At 63.4% G+C, this 23,141-nt stretch carries 22 protein-coding genes and 2 tRNA genes; 14 read left to right on the top strand and 10 right to left on the bottom strand.

Going from position 1 to position 23,141, the window contains the following annotated elements:
* Nucleotides 1-169: 169 nt before the first annotated feature.
* Together EPL01_RS00005 and EPL01_RS00010 are read right to left on the bottom strand one after the other, a co-directional pair.
* Nucleotides 170-2,134 carry an ABC transporter ATP-binding protein gene (locus EPL01_RS00005; RefSeq protein ID WP_135823226.1) on the bottom strand — a complete coding sequence of 655 codons (1,965 nt, stop codon included), beginning with the start codon at nt 2,132-2,134 and terminating at the stop codon, nt 170-172.
* Between the two features lie 194 nt (nt 2,135-2,328).
* On the bottom strand, nt 2,329-2,598 hold the full coding sequence (locus EPL01_RS00010) for a DUF7538 family protein (RefSeq protein WP_135823227.1): 270 nt from the start codon (nt 2,596-2,598) through the stop codon (nt 2,329-2,331).
* Nucleotides 2,599-2,689: 91 nt separating this feature from the next.
* On the opposite strand from EPL01_RS00010, the gene EPL01_RS00015 reads away from it, so the two are divergent.
* A tRNA-Val gene (locus tag EPL01_RS00015) sits at nt 2,690-2,763 on the top strand.
* Nucleotides 2,764-3,136: 373 nt separating this feature from the next.
* The gene (locus EPL01_RS00020) at nt 3,137-3,688 is read left to right on the top strand and encodes a hypothetical protein (RefSeq protein ID WP_135823228.1); all 552 of its coding nucleotides are present in this window, start codon (nt 3,137-3,139) and stop codon (nt 3,686-3,688) included.
* Nucleotides 3,689-3,718: 30 nt separating this feature from the next.
* Here the strand turns inward: EPL01_RS00020 and EPL01_RS22680 are convergent, their stop codons facing one another.
* Complete coding sequence (locus EPL01_RS22680) at nt 3,719-3,820, bottom strand: zinc ribbon domain-containing protein (RefSeq protein ID WP_394346236.1); 102 nt, start codon at nt 3,818-3,820, stop codon at nt 3,719-3,721.
* A gap of 100 nt (nt 3,821-3,920) precedes the next feature.
* Here EPL01_RS22680 and EPL01_RS00025 point away from each other — a divergent pair.
* Nucleotides 3,921-3,994: transfer RNA gene (locus EPL01_RS00025), tRNA-Phe, on the top strand.
* A 256-nt stretch (nt 3,995-4,250) separates the two neighbouring features.
* Here EPL01_RS00025 and EPL01_RS00030 read toward each other — a convergent pair.
* On the bottom strand, nt 4,251-4,964 hold the full coding sequence (locus EPL01_RS00030) for a hypothetical protein (RefSeq protein WP_135823229.1): 714 nt from the start codon (nt 4,962-4,964) through the stop codon (nt 4,251-4,253).
* A gap of 335 nt (nt 4,965-5,299) precedes the next feature.
* On the opposite strand from EPL01_RS00030, the gene fer reads away from it, so the two are divergent.
* Together fer and EPL01_RS00040 are read left to right on the top strand one after the other, a co-directional pair.
* A complete protein-coding gene (fer, locus tag EPL01_RS00035; protein WP_135823230.1) occupies nt 5,300-6,034 on the top strand; it encodes a ferredoxin Fer in 735 nt (244 codons plus the stop codon).
* Between the two features lie 243 nt (nt 6,035-6,277).
* Nucleotides 6,278-6,472 (top strand): cold-shock protein, encoded by a 195-nt coding sequence (locus EPL01_RS00040; RefSeq protein ID WP_135823231.1) that lies wholly within the window; start codon nt 6,278-6,280, stop codon nt 6,470-6,472.
* 110 nt (nt 6,473-6,582) lie between these two features.
* On the opposite strand, the gene EPL01_RS00045 is transcribed toward EPL01_RS00040, so the two are convergent.
* Together EPL01_RS00045 and EPL01_RS00050 are read right to left on the bottom strand one after the other, a co-directional pair.
* Nucleotides 6,583-7,428, bottom strand: coding sequence for a hypothetical protein (locus EPL01_RS00045; protein WP_135823232.1), 846 nt, complete (start codon nt 7,426-7,428; stop codon nt 6,583-6,585).
* A 32-nt stretch (nt 7,429-7,460) separates the two neighbouring features.
* Nucleotides 7,461-8,309 (bottom strand): aldo/keto reductase, encoded by an 849-nt coding sequence (locus EPL01_RS00050; protein WP_135823233.1) that lies wholly within the window; start codon nt 8,307-8,309, stop codon nt 7,461-7,463.
* 153 nt (nt 8,310-8,462) lie between these two features.
* Between EPL01_RS00050 and EPL01_RS00055 the strand changes: the two genes are divergently transcribed.
* The 5 genes from EPL01_RS00055 (at nt 8,463) to EPL01_RS00075 (ending at nt 12,222) form a co-directional block, all read left to right on the top strand.
* Nucleotides 8,463-9,332: a hypothetical protein gene (locus tag EPL01_RS00055; protein WP_135823234.1), complete on the top strand. Its 870-nt coding sequence runs from the start codon at nt 8,463-8,465 to the stop codon at nt 9,330-9,332.
* A 46-nt stretch (nt 9,333-9,378) separates the two neighbouring features.
* A complete protein-coding gene (locus EPL01_RS00060; RefSeq protein WP_210424021.1) occupies nt 9,379-9,969 on the top strand; it encodes a metal-dependent hydrolase in 591 nt (196 codons plus the stop codon).
* A gap of 153 nt (nt 9,970-10,122) precedes the next feature.
* Entirely contained in the window at nt 10,123-10,653 is a 531-nt protein-coding gene (locus tag EPL01_RS00065; RefSeq protein ID WP_135823235.1) for a 50S ribosomal protein L16, read from the top strand.
* Nucleotides 10,654-10,779: 126 nt separating this feature from the next.
* A complete protein-coding gene (locus EPL01_RS00070) occupies nt 10,780-11,118 on the top strand; it encodes a VOC family protein (RefSeq protein WP_135823236.1) in 339 nt (112 codons plus the stop codon).
* A 234-nt stretch (nt 11,119-11,352) separates the two neighbouring features.
* A complete protein-coding gene (locus tag EPL01_RS00075; protein ID WP_135823237.1) occupies nt 11,353-12,222 on the top strand; it encodes an ATP-grasp domain-containing protein in 870 nt (289 codons plus the stop codon).
* 383 nt (nt 12,223-12,605) lie between these two features.
* On the opposite strand, the gene EPL01_RS00080 is transcribed toward EPL01_RS00075, so the two are convergent.
* Both EPL01_RS00080 and EPL01_RS00085 read right to left on the bottom strand, forming a co-directional pair.
* Complete coding sequence (locus tag EPL01_RS00080) at nt 12,606-13,016, bottom strand: Hsp20/alpha crystallin family protein (protein ID WP_135823238.1); 411 nt, start codon at nt 13,014-13,016, stop codon at nt 12,606-12,608.
* 233 nt (nt 13,017-13,249) lie between these two features.
* Entirely contained in the window at nt 13,250-14,263 is a 1,014-nt protein-coding gene (locus tag EPL01_RS00085; protein ID WP_135823239.1) for a type II glyceraldehyde-3-phosphate dehydrogenase, read from the bottom strand.
* Nucleotides 14,264-14,412: 149 nt separating this feature from the next.
* Here EPL01_RS00085 and EPL01_RS00090 point away from each other — a divergent pair, with 149 nt between their 5' ends.
* The 4 genes from EPL01_RS00090 to EPL01_RS00105 all read left to right on the top strand — a co-directional run bounded on the left by EPL01_RS00090 (nt 14,413) and on the right by EPL01_RS00105 (nt 19,631).
* On the top strand, nt 14,413-15,357 hold the full coding sequence (locus tag EPL01_RS00090; protein ID WP_135823240.1) for an aminopeptidase: 945 nt from the start codon (nt 14,413-14,415) through the stop codon (nt 15,355-15,357).
* An 18-nt stretch (nt 15,358-15,375) separates the two neighbouring features.
* Nucleotides 15,376-15,738, top strand: coding sequence for a CHY zinc finger protein (locus EPL01_RS00095; RefSeq protein WP_135823241.1), 363 nt, complete (start codon nt 15,376-15,378; stop codon nt 15,736-15,738).
* Nucleotides 15,739-16,184: 446 nt separating this feature from the next.
* The gene (locus EPL01_RS00100; RefSeq protein WP_246045591.1) at nt 16,185-16,691 is read left to right on the top strand and encodes a FlaD/FlaE family flagellar protein; all 507 of its coding nucleotides are present in this window, start codon (nt 16,185-16,187) and stop codon (nt 16,689-16,691) included.
* A 93-nt stretch (nt 16,692-16,784) separates the two neighbouring features.
* Nucleotides 16,785-19,631 carry a PAS domain-containing sensor histidine kinase gene (locus EPL01_RS00105; RefSeq protein WP_135823242.1) on the top strand — a complete coding sequence of 949 codons (2,847 nt, stop codon included), beginning with the start codon at nt 16,785-16,787 and terminating at the stop codon, nt 19,629-19,631.
* Between the two features lie 106 nt (nt 19,632-19,737).
* On the opposite strand, the gene EPL01_RS00110 is transcribed toward EPL01_RS00105, so the two are convergent.
* Both EPL01_RS00110 and EPL01_RS00115 read right to left on the bottom strand, forming a co-directional pair.
* Nucleotides 19,738-22,308 carry a heavy metal translocating P-type ATPase gene (locus EPL01_RS00110; protein WP_135823243.1) on the bottom strand — a complete coding sequence of 857 codons (2,571 nt, stop codon included), beginning with the start codon at nt 22,306-22,308 and terminating at the stop codon, nt 19,738-19,740.
* A gap of 3 nt (nt 22,309-22,311) precedes the next feature.
* Entirely contained in the window at nt 22,312-23,139 is an 828-nt protein-coding gene (locus EPL01_RS00115) for a sulfite exporter TauE/SafE family protein (protein WP_135823244.1), read from the bottom strand.
* Between the last annotated feature and the right edge of the window lie 2 nt (nt 23,140-23,141).

Consider the following 23,141-nt stretch of genomic DNA (forward strand, 5'->3'; position numbering starts at 1 on the left):
ACAAGAGTGGCGGGAAATACCGGCGTCGGTAGACGGCGGGGAAACCGCCATGAACAAGAGTGGCGGGAAATACCGGCGTCGGTAGACGGCGGGGAAACCGCCATGAACAAGAGTGGCGGGAAATACCAGCGTCGATAAACTTGGCGCGAGTAGCGGCCGACTGCGGTAGTTAGTCGTCCGCGTCGGTCTCGACGCTGGCGGTCCGGCGGGCCGCGCGCTCGATGAACTCCTCGGGCAGTTCGTCGATTTCTCCGGCCTGCACGCCCCAGAGGTGACCGTAGAGACCGTCGTTTTCGAGTAGCTCCTCGTGGCTCCCGCGCTCGACGATTTTCCCGTCTTCGAGGACCACGATTTTGTCGGCGTCCTTGATGGTCGAGAGGCGGTGAGCGATGGCGAAGGTGGTCCGATTCTCGGTGAGCTCGTCCAGACTGCGCTGGATGAGCATCTCGGTCTCGGTGTCCACGTCGCTGGTCGCCTCGTCCAGCACCAGAATCTCGGGGTCTTTCAGGACCGCGCGGGCGATGGAGATGCGCTGGCGCTGACCGCCCGAGAGCTTCACGCCGCGCTCGCCGACCTCGGTCTCGTAGCCCTCCGGCAGGTTCTCGATGAACTCGTGGGCCTCGGCGGCCTTCGCGGCCTCGACTATCTCCTCGTCGTCCACGTCGAAGGTGCCGTAGGCGATGTTCTCCTTGACCGTGCCGTAGAACATGAACGTGTCCTGACTGACGTAGCCGATTGCCTGCCGGAGGCTCGGCAGACTCACGTCCCTGAGGTCGGTGCCGTCGATGCGGATAGCACCCTCGTTCACGTCGTACATCCGGAGGAGAAGCTTCAGGACAGTCGATTTACCCGCGCCCGTGGGTCCGACCAGCGCGAGGGTGTCGCCGCCCTCGACCTCGAAACTGATGTCGTCCACGATGGTCTCCTCGTCGTCGTAGCCGAAGGTCACGTCGTCGTAGACGACCTCGCCCTCCTCGACCGTGAGCTCCTCGGCGTCCGGCTCCTCGCGGATTCGGCTCGGTTCGTCCATCAGCCCGAAGATTCGGGAACTCGACGCGTACGCGCGTTGGTACATATTAATGATGGAGCCGAACTGCGCCATCGGCCAGATGAACCGCTGGGTCAGCAGGATGAAGACGACGAACTCACCGCGGCTCAAATCGCCCGTGAAGAACCACGGTCCCGCACCGTTGAGAACCCACAGACCGCCGACGACGAAGGTCAACGCGAAGCCGAGACCCGACAGAATCTGGAGCGAGGGGAAGAACTTGATGCGGGTGACGATAGCGCCCCAGTTCGAGTCGAAGTAGTCGTTCGACACGTCCTCGACTCGATCCGACTCGTAGCTCTCGGTGTTGGAGGTCTTGATGACCTGAATCCCGCCGAGGTTGTTCTCCAGTCGGGAGTTGACCTTGCCGACCGCCGAGCGCACGTCGGCGTATTTCGGCTGGATAATCTCCACGAACTTGTAGGTGAACAGCGCGATGAGCGGCACTGGAACCATCGCCACTAGCGCGAGTTGCCAGTTGATGCTGAACAGGATGACCGCGATGGCGACCACCATCACCGACAGGCGGAAGGCCGAGTTCATCCCGTCGTTGAGGAACCGCTCCAGCCGGTTCACGTCGTTCGAGAGGATGGACATCATCTCGCCGGTCTGCTTGTCGGCGAAGAAGTCCATGTTCAGCCGCTGCATCTTGTCGTAGGTGTCGGTCCGGATCGAGTGCTGGATGTGCTGGGCGAAGGAGTTCCAGCCCCAGTTTCGCGCCCAGTGGAAGGCCGCGCCGAAGCCGAACGCCGCGGCGACGATTGCGACCGAGAACCAGAACTGGTCGGTCGCCGTCGCGGGCGAAATCTCGGTTGCGAGGGATTTCGATACGAGCGGGAACTGCCCCGCGAGTGCTTCCGGATACGGAACTTTTGCCGCGCCTTCCGAGAAGAGCGCGTCGATAGCGACCCCGAGGATGAGCGGCGGAAGTAGATTCAACACCCGAGCGAAGATGCTCGCCACGACCCCCGTGACGAACGCGAACGCGTTTTCGGACCCGTATTCGAGGAACAGCCGTTTCATCGGGTTCTCGGCGTTCTCCCGTTGCTCCTCGAACGGGTCGTCTTCTTCGTCTTTGATACTCATTATCAATTGGGAATGGTTCGGCTCTTGAAAAACTTTCCTTCGAATCGAAACACGGTGTTCAGCGGTGTGAGCGTCTTGCTGGACTTCGAAGTGAAGGAGACCCGACTCTTATCGTTGACGGTTCTTTGTTGGCGAGTCGCATGGGGTGCGGCGGGGTACGGCGGTTAGGGAGAGCCGTCGAGGAGAACCGATCGCTACAGCGACCGCGATTCGAGTTCCGGGTCCACGTCGGCCTCGACCAAATCTTGGCGTATCCGGTCGCGCAGGGGGTCGGGGACCGTGTCCCGTCCGACCGGGACCGCGGTCTCGCCGTCGCCTTTCACCTTCCAGTAGAGGACGCATTCGCTCGGCGCGTAGAACTCGATGCTGTAGTAGTCGTCGCCGCCGCGGTAGTGGACGCGCGCGGCGAATCCTTCGGCCTGCCAGCCGTCCTGCTCGGCGAGCGCCTCGACTCGTTCGTCCATATCCGGAGGTCGTCGCCGGTCGTGGTAGTGGTTACGAAAGCCGACCGAGAAGGTAACAGTTATTTCCGGCGAGCGATTTTGGTCCGATACCGGGTCCGTGGTCTAGTTGGTTATGACGCGGCCTTTACAAGGCTGAGGCCGGTGGTTCGAATCCGCCCGGACCCATCCTGCGACGAACGAAGGTGAGGAGCGGATAGTCCTCCGATGATTCGAACCCTGCGAGTCGCACGTCCGCGCAACGAAGTGAGCAGAACCGTCTCGCTCAGGTTCGAATCCGCCCGGACCCACTTGTTTTCAAATCGCGCCTTCGTTGGAGGCCCACTCCACCAGCGCGGCGAGTTGCACGAGGACGAACAGCGCGGCTCCGAGTTTTACCATCGACGATAGTTTTTCACGCATCACGCAAGACTACGGTCGAGACGTAATTACGTTTGTCGGACTTGGGCGACTCAACCGCCGCGTCGAAGCCATCAAACCTATACAACCCCACGAGAAACGCCACGGCCATGCGTCTGCACGCGAGTTTCGGGGTGATAGGGTGAACAGAGGAGCAGTCCTCGCGGTGGTGGCCGCGGTCGCGCTCGTCGGGGGAGGAGTGCTGTTCGTCAGCGGAGGGCCGGGTCAGACACCCGGTTCGGCCGGGGACGGCGCGACGACCGCGACGACAGTCGAGGAGACGAACGGGAAGACGACTCACGCAGACGGTTCTGGTAGTTCTGGCGGAGCGAGTGACGAAACCACGAAGGTCTCGACGCCGAGTCCCGGGTACAAGTTCACCATCGAGAACATCGAGAAGTGCGGGAACACCTGCCGGGACGTGACCGCGCGCCTGACCAACGCTGGCGGCGAGGAGCGCCGGAGCGTCCGCGTCACGACGAAGATGTACGCTGGCGACAGCCTGATTTGGTCGGGCAACGAGACCGTCGGGACCCTCGACGCTGGCGAGTCGCACGTCTCGACTCGGCGCGTGAAAGTCGGGTTCTCGGGCGGCATGGCCATCAGCGCCAACGACGGCTACGTCACCATCGTCACGATAATCGGCTCGGAGTCCGGCACGACGCGGTTCTCCGAGCGCCGGAAAGTGGCCTGACGGGTTTCGGTCGAGCGCGACCTCGTATTTTCAGTCGAGCGCGGCCCCGCAGTCGGGGCACTCCTCGTCCGCGATGGTGACTTGCGCGTCGCACTCGGGACAGAATTCGAGGTAGCAGGCGGGGTCGCCCATCTCGTTCGTGTGGTTCGTTCTCGTGACTCAAAGCGTTTGTCCCGCTTCCCTCGTGGAGTTTCGAAACGCTTTTTTATATCATCCGCCTCGTTTCGAGTGCGCCGCCTTAGCTCAGACTGGGAGAGCACTCGACTGAAGATCGAGCTGTCCCCGGTTCAAATCCGGGAGGCGGCATGATTTTGCGATTCGCAACACTGCGAGCGACTTCTATGTCGCTCGTCTCTCCGCGAATCGCAAATCTGCTTCTCGGACGGATTTGAACCCTGCCAGAGGCAGCCCGCGCAGCGTAGCGAGCAGGAACCTCTGGCTCCGGTTCAAATCCGGGAGGCGGCACTTCTCTGAACTTGACCGAATAGCAGGACGCGTTCCGGCGATACGGTTGTATTTCGAGAATAGCTGCGTAACGAAATAAAACCAAAATAAAGGCAGTTCAAACGAATAATCCTATGAAGCCTGCGCCCAGGCTTCCAAGCCCAACGATGGCTTGACCCAGACCTTTGGCAAACGATTTTTTGAGAACGTGTGTTCGAGTCTCTACCAGTTGGTTCGGGTTCTCGTCGGTTACGAAGAACGCCCCATTGTGGTTTGTAAGAACTGTCTCGCCGTTCTCTTGTTCTGCGTACCCGTAGAGGTACACTTCGTCACCGACATCGATGTGATCAATCTCGTAGTCTCGCTTGCCTTTTACTGGTTGCTCAGGAAGGTTAGCCCAGTCGTCGAATCGCTGGACTTTCTCCGGTGGCCGTTCGTCACCAGCAACTTGTTTAGTGACTGAGTTTGCATCCGAAGGTTCCACAGCGATTCCCTCGGGGTTGACCGGGATTCGTCCGGAATCTGTTTCGATGGCGAACGGCCTCGTAAAGGTATCGTCGGCGAGAAACTCGTTATCGTCGCCGAGTTGACCCTGCCAGACTTCTACCTCCGCTGCCACGCATTCTCCACCCCCTATCGGGAGCGGGTCATCGGAAGTTATCGTTCCCGTAATCGCTACTTCTCCGCTTAGCGAGTCCGTCTCCCCTGTCGGTTCGTGTTCTCGAATCGCCTTGTTTTGCCGACGTTTTTGTATCCCCTCGCTCACGCTCCAGTACGCGAAGAGAAGCGCTCCAGCACCGAAACCCATGATCGCAAGTTCAAAGTACACCATTACGAGTCCCTCAACGAATTGATTTTAGTCGAAAACGCTTCGTAGCCGTACCCTTCAATTGGTCGCAAATCATATACTGTCCTCATTACACATATGGTTAATAAATTTATCGTATATCTATCAATCGGACTGATTCTGTAGTCCGGTTAGTAGACAAAGTTGGACAATCACAGTTAGGTATCGAAAGGAACCGAGTGCGCCACTCAATAGACTACTTGAATCAGGACGAACACCGGATAACTCGCCCCAACGTCACTCGATTTCGCGTACCCTTCCGAGGCAAGAACCACCACCGAGCCAAGGGCTTATACTCCGGATGCCGCTAGCAACTCCTGATGGAGTCCCCCTTCGAAGTCCTCCGCCTCGACGCCGACGCCGACGAGGAGGAAATCGAGCAGGCTTACAGAGAGCGGGTCAAGCAGGCCCACCCGGACCAAGGCGGGTCGATCGAGGAGTTCCAGACGGTCCGGACGGCCTACGAGCGAATCAAGGCCGGATACTCGCCGAACGGAAAGTCGGCCTCCGCCGAGGGTGCCAGCGCGGGCAACGGGACCCGAGCGCAGGACCGCGCCAGCGGACAGGACCGCGCCGGTGCGAAAAACGAAGCCCGAGATACGGCGGAGTCCGAACCCGACGACCGAGCGGAGTGGGCGACCTCCGAGGTCACGTATCTCAACTACGACGTGCTGAGCGATTTCGGCTGGGAGACCGACGACCGGAACCTCTTCCGGAAGGCGTCCGCCGCGGACTTGGACGAGGACGATTTCGGGCAGTTCGTGGCCGACCCCGGCCAGTCGCTGCTCGAAGCCGCCGAGGACCACGGCTTCGCGTGGCCCTTCGCCTGCCGCGGCGGGGCGTGCGCGAACTGCGCAATCATGATACGCGACGGCGAACTCTCGATGCCCTCCAGCCACGTCCTCTCTGCGGAGATGATGGAACAGGGGATTCGCCTCTCGTGCAACGGCGTGCCCATCACGAGAGAACTCGAAATCATCTACAACGTCAAGCACATGCCCGAACTCGAAGACCTGCTGTTGCCGCCCGACCCGTTCGAGAACGCCTACAGCTGAATCGCCGATTCGCGGCCGAGGGCGAATGATGGCAGAGAGCAATGGTTTTGATTTTCTAAGAATTACAGAGGTAGTTCTGGAAAACAAAAACAATGCTTTCGTCGCTCGTGACCCGACGATTTCGCTCGACCGGCCTCACCGGTTCACCTCCGTTCCGAGCGTCGAGCGTTCGGCTCCCCCGAAACCCGTGGCATTCGTTCTCTCGGAAGCCTTATCCGTAAGCCGACTCTCTCTATAGTTGCAATGGCGAAAGGTACGGTCGACTTCTTCAACGACACCGGCGGTTACGGCTTTATTGACACTGAGGACGAGGACGAGGACGTTTTCTTCCACATGGAGGACGTTGGCGGCCCTGACCTCGAAGAGGGACAGGAAATCGAGTTCGACATCGAGCAGGCTGACAAGGGTCCGCGCGCGACCAACGTCCAGCGACTGTAATTCGGTCGGACTTTCAGACAACTAACTTTACTTCAATTTTCGAGTCGGACAGCGACAGCATTCATCTGATTAGAGTTACAGTAAAGAGACCAAAATTCAATTTACAAATCCTACTCCTGTAGTCGTGTCATGACTTCATGAGCCCGCTCAAAGCGATTTAACAATTGTTCAAGGTCTTCCTTCTCGTGTACTATAGTTCGATTTGCATGCATTACCTTGTTTCGGAGATTCACTACTCCACTCATATTCTTTTTAAATTGATTCCGAGATGAAAAGCCACAGTCTTCACGAAGTTCTTCCTGTTTCTCAATTATACTTTTCATCTCTCCAAGCGTCATATATTCTGCAATGTGGACTCCTACTCCTTTTGACTGTGATTTCTGCCAGCGACCAATTGTGCACGGCCGAGCATATTTGAAGAGATTTTCTGATTCTTCGTAGTGAGTTTCAATTACCGTCGAAAATTGATTTTCAAGTTCAGCTAAAACAGGATACAGCATTTCATTTACGCTACGCTTATTTGCATCTGCTATAGTTGCAATATAATATCTCTGGCCCTCTAATATATTTCTAATTATATCTGGGAACTTGGCTTCATTGATTCTCTCCTCATCAAATTCTGCTATCTCATCTATTCCATACTTTTCTCCATCAGGAAATGTAAACCGCATATCTTTCTGGGTATCTACTAATATAAAACTATATTCCACCAAGAGTTTAAGACCTTCATAGAGATGGTCATCCTCCTTTAGATACTGCTCGTCTTTTATTTCCCCCAATTCCTCTTGTTCAACATCATAGTATTCATCTTTCTCCGGGATTGGAATGTAACTATACTTTTGATTTTTATAGAATTCTATATTTGATTTGTAGTTCCCTATAGTCTCTGTCTCTGCTTTGGAGCAAATGGAAAAGATTGTGTGAATACTAGGTATGTCTCGTCGGTCCAATTCCATATAATCCGTTATTATTGGAACGGGCTTAAATTCTACCCGTCTAACTGCTTCATCTCCTCCTCGTCGAGTTCGAGCGCCGAGGAGGCCACGTTCTGCTCCAGATGCTCGACGCTAGAGGTCCCCGGAATCGGAATCGTGACGGGCGAGTGCTGGAGCAACCACGCCAGCGCGACCTGTCGAGGAGTCGCGTCGTGGTTCTGGGCGACGTCCTCCAGCACCGACTTCTTCTCGCCCAACTCGCCGCCGCCGATGGGGAAGTAGGAGATGAAGCCGATTCCGGCCTCCTCGCAAGCTTCCAGCACGTCCTCGTGGTCGCGGTTGCCCACGTTGTACTCGTTCTGGACCGTCGCCACCTCGACCATGTCGCGGGCCTCGTCTAACTGTTCGACCGAAACGTTGCTCAGACCGACGTGGTCCACGAGGCCGTCGTCTTTCAGCTCTGCGAAGGTGTTCACGGCGTCCTCGAACGAGCAGTCCACGTCGGGCGTGTGCAACTGGTAGAGGTCGATGCTCTCGACGCCGAGGCGGTCGAGGCTACAGAGAATCTGGTTCCGGAAGAAGTCGGGACCGCCGTGGAGAATCCAGTCGCCGGACTTGTTCCGCAGGAGTCCGGCCTTGGTCCCGACCACCGCGTCCTCGGGGTCGATGGCCTCGCGGATGATGCGCTCGCTGACCCCCGGTCCGTAGGAGTCGGCGGTGTCCACGAAATCGACGTTCATCTCGACCGCGCGCTGGAGGACCTCTCGGGCCTCCTCCTCGTCGTCGGGCCGACCGATGATGTCCTCGCCGGTCAACCGCATCGCGCCGAACGCGAGGCGATGGACCGTCAGTTCGCCGCCGATGTCGAACGTGTCGCTCTGGTTCTCGCTGACTTCGACCATACCGTTCCGTCTCTCCGGCCGTCAATAGTGGTTCTGGCGGACCACTCGGTTGCCGGTTCCGCGGGGGACTTCCGTGCCCATTTCGAGGCCGAGACTCTCGTCTCTATTCCGAGGCCGAGACTTTTGTCGGTCGGGGCCGAATACGATACCCGAATGAGCGACGCGACCGCGACCACGGACCCCTCGGCCGACGCCGATGCCGACGCCTTCGGCTACCCGCGGTCGGTGGTCGCGGCCGACCTCACGGCTATCGCCGCGGTCGGAGTCGTCCTCGTCGCGGTCCAGTTCCTCCTACCCGAAACCACCCACGAGCGCCTCGCGTTCGACCACTCGGTGTTCGGCCCGGCCACGCTCCTGACCGCGGCCTACGTCCACGCCGGGGCCGAACACCTGTTCAGCAACCTCGGGGGCTACCTCTCGCTGGCGCTGGTGACCTACCTCGTCTGCCTCCACGCCGACCACCGGGCGTGGTTCCGCCGGACCTTCCTCGTCCTCCTCGTGGCGCTCCCGATCGCGGTCAACCTGACGAGCTACGCCATCCTCGAAACGCGGTTCCCGGGCGTTTCGCCAGTCTCGCGGGGTTTCTCGGGCGTCGTGGCTGGCTTCGGCGGGTTCCTACTGGTCGCGGTCGGGGTCCACCTCCGCCAGAGCTACTCGCGCGAGACCGTCTTCTTCGTCGGCCAGTTCGCGGTCCTGCTGATGCTCGGGGAACTGCTCTGGATTTACGCCGGGCGCGTCACCCTCCTCGAAGGCGCGGCGGTCGTCGCGGGCCTCTCGCTTGCGGTCGCTGGTATCGTCTCGCGGGCGCGAGGGAGGAGCCTCAGCGAGGAGCATTACCACCGCGTCGGGGTGGACCTGATGTACGTCTCGCTGGTGTTCGCCCTGCTGACGTGGTTGATTTACGGCCTGTTCCCGGCCGACCCCATCGACCACGGGACGTTCACCAACATCTTCGCCCACGGCGCGGGGTTCGTCGAGGGCGGCCTGCTGGCGGCGCTCGCGCTCGTCGTATTCCGTCCTTAAGCCAGCAACAGATTTGAATACCCTCGATACCTACCCTCTCACAACGATGATGGCGACCACCCACGCCCTGTTCGGGATGGCGCTGGGAGCAATCTCGCTCCTCGTCGCGCCCGAGTTCGCCCCGCTCGCCATCGCGGCGGGCGGAGCGGGCGGTCTCTTTCCGGACCTCGACCTCGCGGGCGACCACCGGAAGGACCTCCACTTCCCGGTGTACTACTCGCTGGCGGCGGTTCCAGCGCTCGCGCTGGCGGTGCTCGCACCCTCGGTAGCGACGGTTGCCGGTGGGGTCTTCCTCGCGTCGGCGGCGGTTCACTCCGCCTCGGACGCGCTCGGCGGCGGTCTGGAACTCCGGCCGTGGGAGGCCACCTCCGAGGAGGCTGTCTACGACCACTTCGACGGGCAGTGGATTCGCCCTCGGCGCTGGATTCGCTACGACGGCGCGCCCGAGGACCTGCTCGCCGCCGCGGTGTTCGCGGTGCCGGGGGTCCTCTACGCCGAACCGCTCCAGCAGGCGGTCCTCGCGCTCCTCGGGATTTCGACAGGCTACGTCCTCGTGCGGAAGCGACTCGTGGACCTCGGCGAGACGCTGGCCGATAGGCTTCCGGCCCGCGTCGCCGCGTTCGTGCCGGTCGAGTGACGACCGCGCTGGTCGCTCGCCAGCGTTCTCCTCGGCGCTTTCGCTGAGCCGTGAGAGTGATTCGCGGGGTTTCGGCCCCGAGAAACGCCGTATCGGCCTACCGTGCATCGAAGGGTTTATCCGCCGCGTGACCCTCAGACTCCAGTAATAACCATGTCGGACAAACCCGCCTCGATGTACCGGGAAATCAGCAAGCAGCCGTACACCCGACGCGAGTACATCACCGGCATTCCCGGTTCGAAGATTGCACAGCACGCCATGGGCAACCTCGAGAGCGACCAAGAGGACTACCCCATCCAGATTAGCCTCATCACCGAGGAAGAGTGTCAACAGCGCCACGGCGCGCTCGAGGCCTCGCGCCTGTCGGCCAACCGACACCTGCTGAAGGAACTCGGTCAGGAGAACTACAAGATGATTCTTCGCAAGTTCCCCCACCACGTCATCCGGGAGAACAAGCAGGCGACTGGTGCGGGTGCGGACCGTGTCTCCGACGGAATGCGTCAGGCCTTCGGGAAGGTCGTCGGCACGGCCGCCCGGATTCAGGCCAACGACCGCATCTTCACGGTGTGGTGCCAGCCCGAGGACGCCGACGTGGCGAAGGAAGCACTCCGCCGCTCGTACAACAAGATTTCCCCGCCCTGCCGCATCAAGGTCGAGAAGGGCGAGGACCTCCTCGTCGCGTAACTCCCACTCGCGTTCGTTCTTTTGAGTCTCAGCTATCGACGCTCGGTAGCCGACGTTTCGAACAGTCGAATTTGTGTCACTCTCGGTCACCGAAACTAACTTAATAATTTGTGAGAGGTAGGGAGTATGGAGTTACGCGAGGTCGCCATCTTCACCGACGACGTGCAGACGACGGCGCGGTTCTACGAGCGCGCCGTCGGCGAACCGGTGTTCGCCGAGGAGTCGAAGGCGCTGTTCGACGTGGAGGGCGTCGAAGTCCTCGTTCACGAGACCTACGACCCGTCGGACGGCGACCTCCCGTGCGAAGACCACTACACCTTCGAAGTCGAGGACGTAGACGAAGCGTTCGCCCGCCTCTCCGAGAAGGACCTCAGCGTCTACCGCGAACCCGCCGACTACGACTGGGGCCGGTCGGCGTACTTCCGCGCTCCCGACGGGCGAATCGTGGAGATTACCTCGGCGTAGTCGCGGCGTGTCGGAAGCAGTAGAGAACGAGTGGCCTCGGCGCGTCTTCGCTAAGACTCCTCGTCCTTGATTTTGCTTAGAGCCGATTTTCTCCCGATTAGTTAAATTCGCGGTAGTGAACTGTAGCTACTGCGCGTAATTCGGAATCTCCATTAAACTCAGATGTCTGTGTGAAACTCACTTCGCAACCTCCACAAACGCACTTTTTTACCCTTACGCTCCCACCAAGCGCGTATGCTGGACCTCGCGGTCGCCTACCGAGAGGAGACCTTCGAGCGGATGCGCGACCCCCTCGACGAGCGCGGAATCGCGGTTCACCACGTCCCGAGCGAGGCCCGGACCATCTCGCTGTCGGACCCGCCGTGGTCGCCCGAGGAGTTCGACGCCGGGTTCGTCTACCCCTCGCGGGCGATGGAGGGCGGCGTCGTGGACGCCCTGCTCGACGTGCCGTGGGTCAACGACCGCGAGGCCGTCCTCACGTCGCGGAACAAGGCGGGCGTGATTGCAGAACTGGAGCGGGCCGACGTGCCGGTCCCCGAGAGCGTCCTCGTGTCGAACCCCGCCGACGAGGAGGCCCTGCTCTCGGCCTTCGAGCGATTCGACCCGCCTGTCGTCGTCAAACCCAACTCCACGACGCGGGGCGTCGGCGTGGCGAAAGTCGGGGACGCCGACTCGTTTCTGGGCGTGAGCGACTACCTCGACTTGGTTCACGACTACCGAGCGACCGGAGACAAGTCCTTCCTCGTCCAAGAGTACGTCGCCGACGCCACCGACTACCGGGCGATGGTCGTGGACGGCGAGTGCGTCGGCGGCGTCGAACGCCGGATTCCCGACGCCGCCGACAGCGACCGCTGGAAGCACAACGTCCACCGCGGCGCGCGAGCGACCGGCGTGGACCTTCCGGAGGACCTGCGGGACCTCGCCGAGCGCACGGCCGAGGCGCTGGGCATCGACTTCCTCGGCGTGGACCTCCTCGTGTCGGACGAGGGCGCGGTCGTCAACGAGACGAACGCCCGGCCGACCATCGACGCCGAGACGAAGTACGACGAGGGGTTCTACGACCTCCTCGGGGCGCTGGTTCGGCGGACGGCCGGAGAAGTGTGACGTGTATTCTAAATTGTTTTAGAAATATATCCAAATTCTATACAACTATATTCATTTCTTTGAGACAACGAGTTATTTCCGGCGGTCGGCGCGCGTGGGTGCGGCGCGTGAGCGCCGCGCCCCACGCGCGAGGGAGTCGGTCGCGTCACGCGACCGACGAGGTTGGGGAGGTGTGAGGTTCGTGGGGCGGTTGCGGTAGACGCCTCGGCTTCGGCAATAGCTAGCTTCCCGCTACTAGCATCGTGTTTCGCGGCGGTCAAGCCGAATCATTCAGTAAAATATCCCGTGGTCAAACGACCAAACCACCCGCCGAAATCGCGTATCCGACCGAAAAGAACGAGCGTAGAAAGCCAGAACCCCCGGAGGTCCCCGAGCGAGCGCGACTACTGCACGTCGATGTCCGCGGAGTCCTCGGACTTGTCGAACTGGACTTCCAGCACGCCGTTGTTGTAGGTGGCCGACGCCGAGTGTTCGTCTACCTGCGTGGGCAGACGGACTCGCTCGTCGTACTCGCGGTGGTCGCTGGCCGCGCTGATGGTCAGCATCTCGCCGTCGCACTTGAGGTCGATGTCGTCCTTCTCGACGCCGGGCAAGTCTGCGATGACTCGCACGACGTCGTCGCTCTCGTGGATGTCGACGTGCGTCTCGGTGCCGAATCCGGTCTGGCCGCCGTCCGCGCCGGGACCGCTCCGCTCTACGTGCATGTCGAAGTCGTCGCCCATCATCTCGTTCATCATGCGCTCGATTTCGCGGAAGAGGTCGTCGAAGGGGTCGTCGCGGTCGTCTCTTCGCATGTTCACCGCTACGGCGTATGCAAGCAAAAGCCTTTGGCACTCGGGGTTGTTCGCTGGCTTTCGCGTGACTGCAAGAAAGTATTTATGTCTAGCGACCGAAATTATCGGTGGAGGTACGTCGAATGCCGATTACGCAGTAAGCGCCTTCGGTCCCCGTATCGCCCCCGCCAACTAACGCTCCGCATCTCCGATTTTTTGACGCCGAACGCAGAAAACTGCACGTCGAGCGCCGACTAGATGCCCATCCCGAGCGACTCGTTGGTCGTCCGGATGCTCTCCTCGGCGTCGGCGCTGTTCGTGACCGCCCGAATCGCGTCCACGTTCTCGGGCACCACGTCGCTCTCCTGATGGATGGCCTGGAACAGATAGAGGTCGTCGCCCTCGGTCGTGATGGACTCGCCCCAGACGCAGTTCTCCCAGATGTCGGCCCGCGGGCGGCCCACGTCCTGAGCGTACTCCTTCAGCTTGCCCGCGCCGTCGATGTCGAAGTGTTCGGGGATGACGAACAGGCGCGACTCGCCTTCCAGCAGTTCCCGAACCTCGTCGGCGTCCGGCTCGGCGTCGAGCGTGACGTTGACGCTGTGCATGTGCATCAGCGTGGCGGGGACCTTCAGCCCGAGGGTGTCGATGTCGAGGTCGGGGAAGATGGTCTTGACGTCCGGTCCGTGATGGGAGGGGAGCGTGACCGGGTTCGGCACGATGTCGTTGATGGGGCCGCGACCGGTCTGGGCGGGGTCGCCGCCCCGGCGGACCAGCGTGGTGCGGACCTTCTCGACGCCGTACTCCTCGCGGAGCGGCGCGACCAGTCGGGAGAGACCGGTCGTGTTACACGAGACGACGCGGACGTGGTCCGCGCCGTTCGCGTCCGAGAAGTTCGACCGAGCGTTGAAACTGGTGTCCACGAAGTCCGCGGACTCGCCGCCCTGATACAGCGCGGGCGTGTCGTACTCGTCGTACATCTCGGAGTTCTGCTCGCCGATGCCGGAGGGACAGGCGTCGACCACCACGTCGCTGGCCTCGACTAGCTCCTCGACCATCCCGGCGAGTTCGATGCCAGCCTCGTCGAACAACTCGACGCGGTCCTCGACGGCGGCGTAGAGGGGAAAGTCCTTCTCGACGGCCTGCTCGGCCTCGAAGTTGGGGCGCGTCTTGGCGACCCCGACGACCTCCATATCTGGCTGAGCGCGTACAGCATCTGCGACGCGCTTCCCAATCGTCCCGTACCCGTTGATTCCGACCCGTAGCATGTACTTCGGTTTCCGACGCCGACGCGCATAATGGTTTCGAGGTATGCCGTTGGAAATGAACTATAGATCGAGTAAGTTCTCCAATTCTGCGGGCGGTGGTCGGTTCCGGAAGGGGAAGGTCTAACCCCACGCCGACCCACCTGCCGAACATGAGCCTCCGAGACGCGGCCGAGACCGCCATCACGCAGTGTCTCGCCCTCGACGAGACCGAGTCCTGTTGCATCGTCACCGACGACAAGCGCGAACCCATCGGCGAGGCCCTCTACGAGGTCGCCAGCCAAGTCACCGACGACGCCACCATCGTCCGCTTCCCGCCGGGGGCCAGCCACGGCGCGGAACCGCCCGAACCCGTCTCGGCCGCGATGGCCGGAAGCGACGTGTTCCTCGCGCCGACGACCAAGAGTCTGAGCCACACCCGCGCCCGAGGAGACGCCAACGAGGCCGGGGCGCGCGGCGCGACCCTGCCGGGCATCACCGAGGAGGTCTTCACGACAGGCCTGGACGCCGACTACGAGACCATCGCCCAGCACTGCGAGGACGTCCTCGAACAGGTCGAAGGTGCCGACGAGATTCGCGTGACCTCGCCCCAGGGCACCGACATCACCTTCGAACCCGGCGACCGCGAGTGGCACGACGACACCGGCATCGTCCACGACGCGGGCGACTTCTCGAACCTCCCCGCGGGCGAGGTGTTCGTCAGCCCCGAGGACGTCAACGGCACCTACGTCGTGGACGGGACGATGATGCCCCACGGCCTCCTCGAAGACGGCCAGACCCTCGAATTCGACGTGGAGGACGGCCGAGTCACTCGCATCTCCGACGACGAAATCCGCCAGAGCGTCGAGGAGGCCGCGGAAGAGGTCGGCGACGCGGCCTACAACCTCGCGGAACTCGGCATCGGCACCAACGTCGCGGTGACGGAACTGGTCGGCTCGGTCCTGCTGGACGAGAAGGCGGGCGGCACGGTCCACATCGCCATCGGCGACGACGCGGGCATCGGCGGCGACACCGAGGCACCCATCCACTTCGACGGGATTCTCCGAGAGCCGACCGTCTACGCCGACGGCGAAGAAGTCGAACTTCCGGAACCGTAACCGCCGATTTCGCCAGCGATGGAGTGCGAAATCCACGGCCACCGAGTCCGCGGCGTCGAGGTGGATTCGGAGACGCGCTGTGCCCACTACGACACCGACCGCGACGTGGTCGCCCTGCGATTCGCGTGCTGTGGAGGGTTTTATCCCTGTTTCCGGTGCCACGAGGCGGTCGCGGACCGCGATGGGGACGGGACCGGAGACCACGAAGTCGAGCGCCTGTCGGTCGAGAGCGACGCAATCGCGGCGCTGTGCGGCGTCTGCGGCGCGGGGCTGACCCCGCGAGAGTTCGTGGACGGGGACCACGAGTGTCCGGAGTGCGGAGCGGCGTTCAACCCGGGCTGTGCGGACCACTACGAACTGTACTTCGATTTCGAGGAGTAGCGGTTGACTTCGGGAGTTGTTTTTCGTTTCTTTGCATTCCCATATACTCCTTTAGCACCATTTTAGTTGTCTTTAGAGATATTTTAGGTTAGTTTCAGTCAGGGGACGAACAGAAGCGGTCGCCGAGTCGAGGTGCCCTACCGCCCTTCCACAACCGTACAGCCCTTCCACGCCGCAAGCTACCCCGCACCGCGACAGCGACCGCGAACCTCACGCCTCCCCGGCCTCCTCTCACTCCCGCCGGTCGTTCGGTCGTCCACCGTCAGAGGCAAGCTCTGACGAGCCTTCGTTCGCTTCTTTCACGAAGACCTCGCGCGTGGGCGCGCAGAACTGCGCGCCCTCACGCGCCGGACGTAACTGTTGGGTCGGAACCAGTCTTCGTTGCGCCGATACCTGTCTTCTCTCCGTCGGGAGAATGGCAGGAACTTTTAAATGGGGCGTCTGAGATGGAACGGACGTACCCGAGTACCATGCCGCCGACGACTGGAGACTACGACCTGCGCGAACTGCGCCGCCTCGCGGACCCCGACCGGGAGACCCCCGAGGAGTTCGCCGACGAGGGCGAAGCACTACCGGCCACGCCCGACGAGGTCCTGCGCCACAGCGAGCGCGACGAACTCGTCCGCCTCCAGAGCCAGTTCTCGGCGGCGGGGGCGCTCCCCGAGAAGCCGTATCTCGAACGCATGCCCGACCAGTACAGCACCGAGGTGGTCGTCTTCGAGTGGCTCGACTTCCTCATCAACAAGGCGGGGTTCGAGAACACGGGCAACGCTCTCGAATACTACGCCGAAATCGACTGGATAACCGAGGAGGTCCGCGAGGAACTCCGAGAGTACATGCGCGGATTCTCCGAAGTCGAGAGCTTCGACCCCGACGTGCCCGGCCCCGCCGACCTCGACGTGGACGACCACGTGCTGAGTCTGGTCTACATCGCGCGACTCGCCTCGGTCTGACCGGCGAGAGGGGCGTGCGCTCACCCCGGGCAAAGGCGTGACACTATTGACCCGGGAGTGGCTAATGAGACCAATGGGAGACGAGGGTCTGTTATGAGGGGGCCGAGAGAACACCCGTCGGAGGACGGAGAGCCGTCCCAATCTGACCGCGGCGGGGCGCTCGGTGAGACGTTCTTCGAGGAGATGGTCGCCAGCGCGACCGACGCCGTGATTACGGCCGACGTCCACGGGAACATCGTCTACGCCAACGACGCCGTCGAGCGACTGCTGGGCTACGCGCCGGAGGACATTCGGGGCCGGGAGTTCGGGGAGTTCGTGCCCGAGCGACTGCGGGACCGCTACGAGGGGTGGTACCGCCGGTTCGCCGACGGCGACGACGGGACGCCGATAAGCGACGAGTCGTTCGAGGTGACGTGGCTGACCGCCGACGGCGAGGAGGTTCGGGTCTCCGTCTCGGCGTTCGAACACGGCGCGGACGAGACGTTCTTCACCGGGTTCCTCGAGAGAGCGCCCACCGACAGCGAGTCCGCCGAGCGACTCCGCGAGGAGGAGGCGCTCATCGAGGAGATATTCGACACGAGTCCGGTCGCCTTCGCGGTCAGAGACCACGAGGGGGAACTCCTCAGGGCGAACGATCGGGCCGCCGAACTCGTCGGGGTCGGGAGCGACGAACTCCCGGCCGAGGAGGACGACGAGTGGATGGTCTACGACACCGACGGACGGGAGCTATCCGAGGACGAGTATCCCGTCATGCAGGTCCTCGACGCTGGCGAACCAGTCTACAACGAGGAAGTCATCGTCGAGCAACCGAACGGCAAGCGCGTCCACCTCTCGGTCAGCGTGGCCCCGGTCTACGACGACGGCGAGGTCCAGCGGGTCGTCAGCGCGGCCGAGGACATCACCGAACTCAAGCAGACCCAGTTCGAACTCGAACAGCGACGCGACGAACTCGAAACCGAGCTTTCGGAGGTGTTCAGCCGGGTCACGGACGCATTCTTCGCGCTCGACACCGACTGGAACTTCACCTACGTCAACGACGAGGCCGAGGAGCTAATCCAGCGCTCCGAGGAGGGACTGCTCGGAGAGAGCATCTGGGACGAGTTCTCCGAGGCGGTCGGCACGACGTTCCAGCGCGAATACGAACGCGCCATGGACGACCAAGAGCCGGTGTCGTTCGCCGAGTACTACCCGCCGCTCTCGACGTGGTTCGAGGTCCGGGCCTACCCCTCCGAGACCGGCCTGTCGGTGTACTTCCGAGACGTGACCGACCGCAAACAGCGCGAGCGGGAACTCGAACGCTACGAGACCATCGTGGAGACGGTCGAAGACGGCATCTACGTCGTCGGCCCGGACAACGAGTTCTCGATGGTGAACACGTCGTTCGCCGAGTTGGTCGGCTACGACAGCGACGACCTCGTCGGGACCGACCCTTCGCGGCTCTACGACGAGGAGACACGCGAGGAGGCCGCGAGCCTCATGCAGGAGATAATCGACGGCGAGCGGACTTCGGCCACCATCGAGCATCTGCTTCAGACCAGCGACGGCGAGACGTTCTCGGCCGAGACAACCTTCGTCGTGCGCGAGACCGAGAACGGCGACTACGAGCGCGTCGGCGTGACCCGCGACGTGACCGAGCGAAAGGAGCGCGAGCGCGAGTTGCAGAACCGCGTCGAGCAACAGCGCGTCCTCTCGGAGTTCTCTCAGTACGCGCTCGAAGCTCGGTCGCTGGACGACCTGTTCGACGAGGCAGTCGAACTCGTCGCCGACGTGTTGGACCACGACTACTGCAAGGTGCTGGAACTGTACCCCGAGGACGACGAACTCCTACTTCGCAACGGCGTCGGATGGCGCGAGGGCATCGTCGGGTCGGCCACCGTCGCCGACGACCGGGGTTCGCAGGCGGGCTACACCCTGCTGACCGAGGAGCCGGTCGTGGTCGAGGACTTGGAAGCCGAGGAGCGATTCTCCGGGCCGGACCTGCTGAACTCTCACGACGTCGAGAGCGGCATCAGCACGATAATCGGCACGCCGGACGACGTGTGGGGCATCCTCGGGGTCCACGACACCGAGTCGCGGTCCTACGCCGACCACGACGTGCAGTTCGTCCGGAGCATCGCTCACATCCTGCTGACCTCCATCCAGCGCCGGGAACACGAGCGGGAACTCCGCGAGCGAAACGAGCGTCTGGACGCCTTCGCCAGCATGCTGGCCCACGAACTCCGCAATCCGCTCGAAATCGCCCAGATTTACCTCGACATGGGCGTCGAAAGCGCCATCGGGAGCGAAGTCGGGGGCGGGAGAGACAGCGGAGGCGGGAGCGACAGCAGGGCCGGGAGCAAGGTCGAGGGCGAGAGCGAAGTCGGAGGCGAGCACGAAGGGGAGGGCGACGGCGGCGAATCCGCCTTCCGCGAGGTCGAGCGCGCTCTCGACCGCATCGAGCAGATGATAGACACCCTGCTGGTCGTCACCCGCCGGGGCGGCGACGTGGACAACACCGAACCGGTCGCGCTGGACGAGGTGGCCGCCGAGTGGTGGGACGACGTGGACCCGGACGGAGACCTCGTCGTCGAGACCGACGCCGAGATTCTGGCCGACCCCTCGCGCCTGCGCCAACTGCTCGAAAACCTCTACCGGAACGCGGCGGAACACGGCGGGTCGGACGTGACGGTCCGAGTCGGCGACTTGAGTGACTCCTCGGCGGGGACGTCGGGGGCGACGGAGGCGACCGGCTTCTACGTCGCCGACGACGGACCGGGCATCCCCCCGGAGGACCGCGAGGAGGTGTTCAATCCCGGCTACTCGACCAGCAACGTCGGCATCGGCTTCGGCCTCGCCGTGGTTCGGCAGTTGGTCGAAGCCCACGGCTGGGAGTGCGAAATCACCGAGAGCGAGGCGGGCGGCGCTCGGTTCGAGTTCCGAGGCGTCGAGACGCCGGAGTAGCGGGAAGCGACAGACAAACAATCCTAATTCTAAAAGACGCTTTTTAGTTTCCTAAAGAAACAAAATTGTTTCTCTGGCGAGTCCCTACCGTTCTCTCGATGGGTTCCTACCGCAACGACCGCGCGGAGTTCGCCACGACGACGAGACTGCTGGTGCCCATCGCCACCGCGGCGAACAGCGGGTTCAGCAGGCCCAGAATCGCCAGCGGGACGGCCACGGCGTTGTAGAGGAAGGCCCACCCGAGGTTGGTCCGGATGCGCCGGTTGGTCCCCGACGCGATTTCGAACACCGAGGCCACGGCGTCGAGGCCGCCGTCCACGACCACGGCGTCGGCGGCGTCGCCCGCGAGGTCGGTCCCGCTCCCGAGCGCGATGCCGATGTCGGCGACGGCGAGCGCGGGGGCGTCGTTGCTCCCGTCGCCGACCATCGCCACCGTGCCCCGCGACTGGAGGCGCTCGACGGTCGTTGCCTTGGCCTCCGGGGGCACTCCGGCGAAGACCTCCGAGACGTTGGGGTCGGCGCGGAACCGCGCCGCGGCGCGCTCGTGGTCGCCCGTCAGCACCACCACGTCGCGCCCGCCGTCGGTCCCGCCAGCGAGGTCGGCGACGGCCTCGCGCCACCCCTCGCGGGGGCTATCGCCGACCGCCACGACGCCCCGGACCCGGCCGTCCCACCCGACCGCGACGGGGACGTGGCCCTCCTCGCGGGCCTCCTCAACCGCCTGCCGGAGGTCCGCCGAGAACGAAAATCCCCGGTCGGCCAGCAGGTCGGGGTGGCCGACCGCCGTCTCCGCGCCAGCGAGTTCGCCGGTCACGCCCCGGTCGTGGCTCTCGACGCTCTCGGGATCGAGAGCGATTTCCGCGGATTCGGTGGCGGTCTCGGCGGTTGCTGTCGCGGTCGCGGTGCGGTCTACTGTATCAGCGGCTTCGGCTTCAGTGGCGGTCTCTGCTGTCGAGTCGGCGCTCGCAGTCGCGGTGGCTCCGGCCTCCTCGACACCCGCCGCGTCTACAATCGCGTCAGCAATCGGGTGCGCCGAGTAGCGTTCGAGCGCCGCGGCGCGGGAAAGCACTTCGTCGGAATCGACTGTCCCGTCCGAACCGACCGACTCGCCGCCCCCATCGCCCACGACAACACCCTGAACCGCCATCCGACCGTCGGTCAGCGTCCCGGTCTTGTCGAGGACCACCACGTCGGCCTCGGGCGCGGACTCGAAGACGGCGTCGGAGGCGACCACGACGCCGCTATCCGCGGCCTCGCGGATGCCCGAGGCCACCGCCAGCGGCGTGGCGAGGCCGAGCGCGCAGGGACAGGAGACGATGAGGACCGTCAGGCCCGCCAGCAGGGCGTCGGCGACCGGCGCGCCGCCGAGGAGTCGCCACGCGGTCGCCCCCGCCGCGAGGACGAGGACGGTGGGCACGAACAGCGTCGCCAGTTTGTCGGCGAGGCGCTGGACGCCCGACCGGGAACTCTGAATCTCCCAGAGGAGGTCCACGAGTCTGTCGAGCGTACTCTCGGCCTCCTCGCCGACCTCGACCACGAGCGGTTCGTCCGTGACGACGGTGCCGCCCAGAACCGGGTCGCCCGGTCTGCGGGTCTCCGGCAGGGACTCGCCGGTCACGAGCGACTCGTCCACCGCGGCGGTGCCTTCCGAGACCTCGCCGTCCACCGGGACGCGCTCGCCGGGTCGGACCAGAACCTGCTCGCCCGGCGCGAGGTCCGTGACGGGAACGGACTCGTGGCCTCTCCCGTCGCCCTCCTCCGTGACGCGGGTGGCCTCCGAGACTCTCGCGCTCGTCAGCTCCGAGAGGCCGCTGGCGGCCTTGCGCTTGATGCGGTCCTCGTAGTAGTTGCCCAGCGTCACGACCAGCACGATGGCGACCGACACGTCGAAGTAGACGTGGGTCTGGCCGACGAGGACCGCGACCGAGCTGTAGAGGTACGAACTCACCGCCGCCAGCGAGACCAGCAGGTCCATGTTGGGTTGGCCCGCCCGGAGGCTGACCACCGCACCCCGCAGGATGGGATAACCGGTGTAGAACAGCACGATGGAGGACATCAGCCAGACGTTGCCGAACAGGTAGAGACCGTCGAACCCGCCCAAATCGACCAGCGGGTCGTAGCCGAGGTAGGTCGGGTAGAGGAAGAGGAGGTACCAAATCATCACCATCATGCCGAAGATGCCGCCGCCGAGCAGGAACCGGACGATTTGGTTGTCCGCCCGGTCGTCGTCGCCGGACCCGCCCTCGGGGTCGCCGACCGCGTAGCCGTACCGGTCGAGGGTCCGCCCCAGCGAGTCGAGGTCCGACGCCTCGTCGTGGGCGACCCGGAGCATGTCGGTGGCGTAACTCGCCTCGGCGGCGTGGACGCCCTCGGCGTCGGCGGCCGCCGACTCGATGAACGTCTCGCAGGTCGCGCAGTGCATTCCCTCGACCGAGAGGTAGGTGTGTTCGGCGTCCTCCGGCGCGTCCTCGACGCCGCCCGCGTCGCGCTCCTCGCGGACCTCCTCGGGGTCGGCCGACTCCACGTCGTCGAGCGTCCGGGCGATTTCCAGACAGCCGCGACAGCAGTAGCCGCCGGGGACCTCCTCGTCCGTGACGGGCGAGTCGCCCGTCGGCAGGCCGCAGAGGGTACACTCGTCGGGGGCGGACGTTCGCTCGTCCATTGTGGTTTCACTCATTGGTTATCCTATCGGCTGGTACTTCGGTGCCGGAAGCGGGAGCGACACCCGCGGCACGTCGATACCGAGCAGGGCCAGTCCGTGCGCGACCATCAGGTAGCCCAGCACGACGAACGCGATTCCCAGCACCTGATGCAGGCGCTTGCTCGCCGACAGCGACCCGAAGACCGTCCCGTACACCAGCAGCGTCGGGAAGGTCCCGACGCCGACCAGCGCGAGGAGGAAGGCCCCGCGAACCGGGTCGCCGAGCGCGAAGGCGTAGACGTAGGCGGGGTAGGTGATGGGACACGGCAGCAGCGCGTGGACCAGACCGAGGCCCGCGATGCGACTGTCGCCGACGAAAGCGTCCACTCGGCGCGTCAGCACCCCGCTCACTCGACCGAACAGGTCGTCTACCGGACCGAGCGAGGGGTGAGAGGCCGACCCGCCGACGTAGGTGAATCCCGTCACGCCGATGAACGCCCCGGCGAGGAGCGCCGTGGTCGCCTGTACACCGGTTCCGGCCGCGAGGACGCGGTCCATCGCGCCGACCGTCACCGCGCCGATGGCGGCCAGAAGCGCGCCGACCGCGGCGTACCCGACGGTCCGGCCGAGGTTGAACAGGAAGTGCTGGCGGACCTGCCGGAGCGTCAGTGTGTCGTCGTCTGACCCTTCGCTTGCCCGGAGTCGGTCGGCGTAGACGCTCACGAGCGGGCCACACATCCCGAGGCAGTGGGCACCGCCGAGGAATCCCACGACGAGAAACACCACGGCGTCCAAATTTCCGGTCGGGAGCGGTCCGCCGTGGCCGTGGAGTGGGACCAGCCCGATTCGCCCGAGAAGCTGGAACATGA

Origin of the sequence: Halorussus ruber, from assembly GCF_004765785.1 — an archaeon.
In the GTDB taxonomy this organism is placed as follows: Archaea; Halobacteriota; Halobacteria; order Halobacteriales; family Haladaptataceae; genus Halorussus; species Halorussus ruber.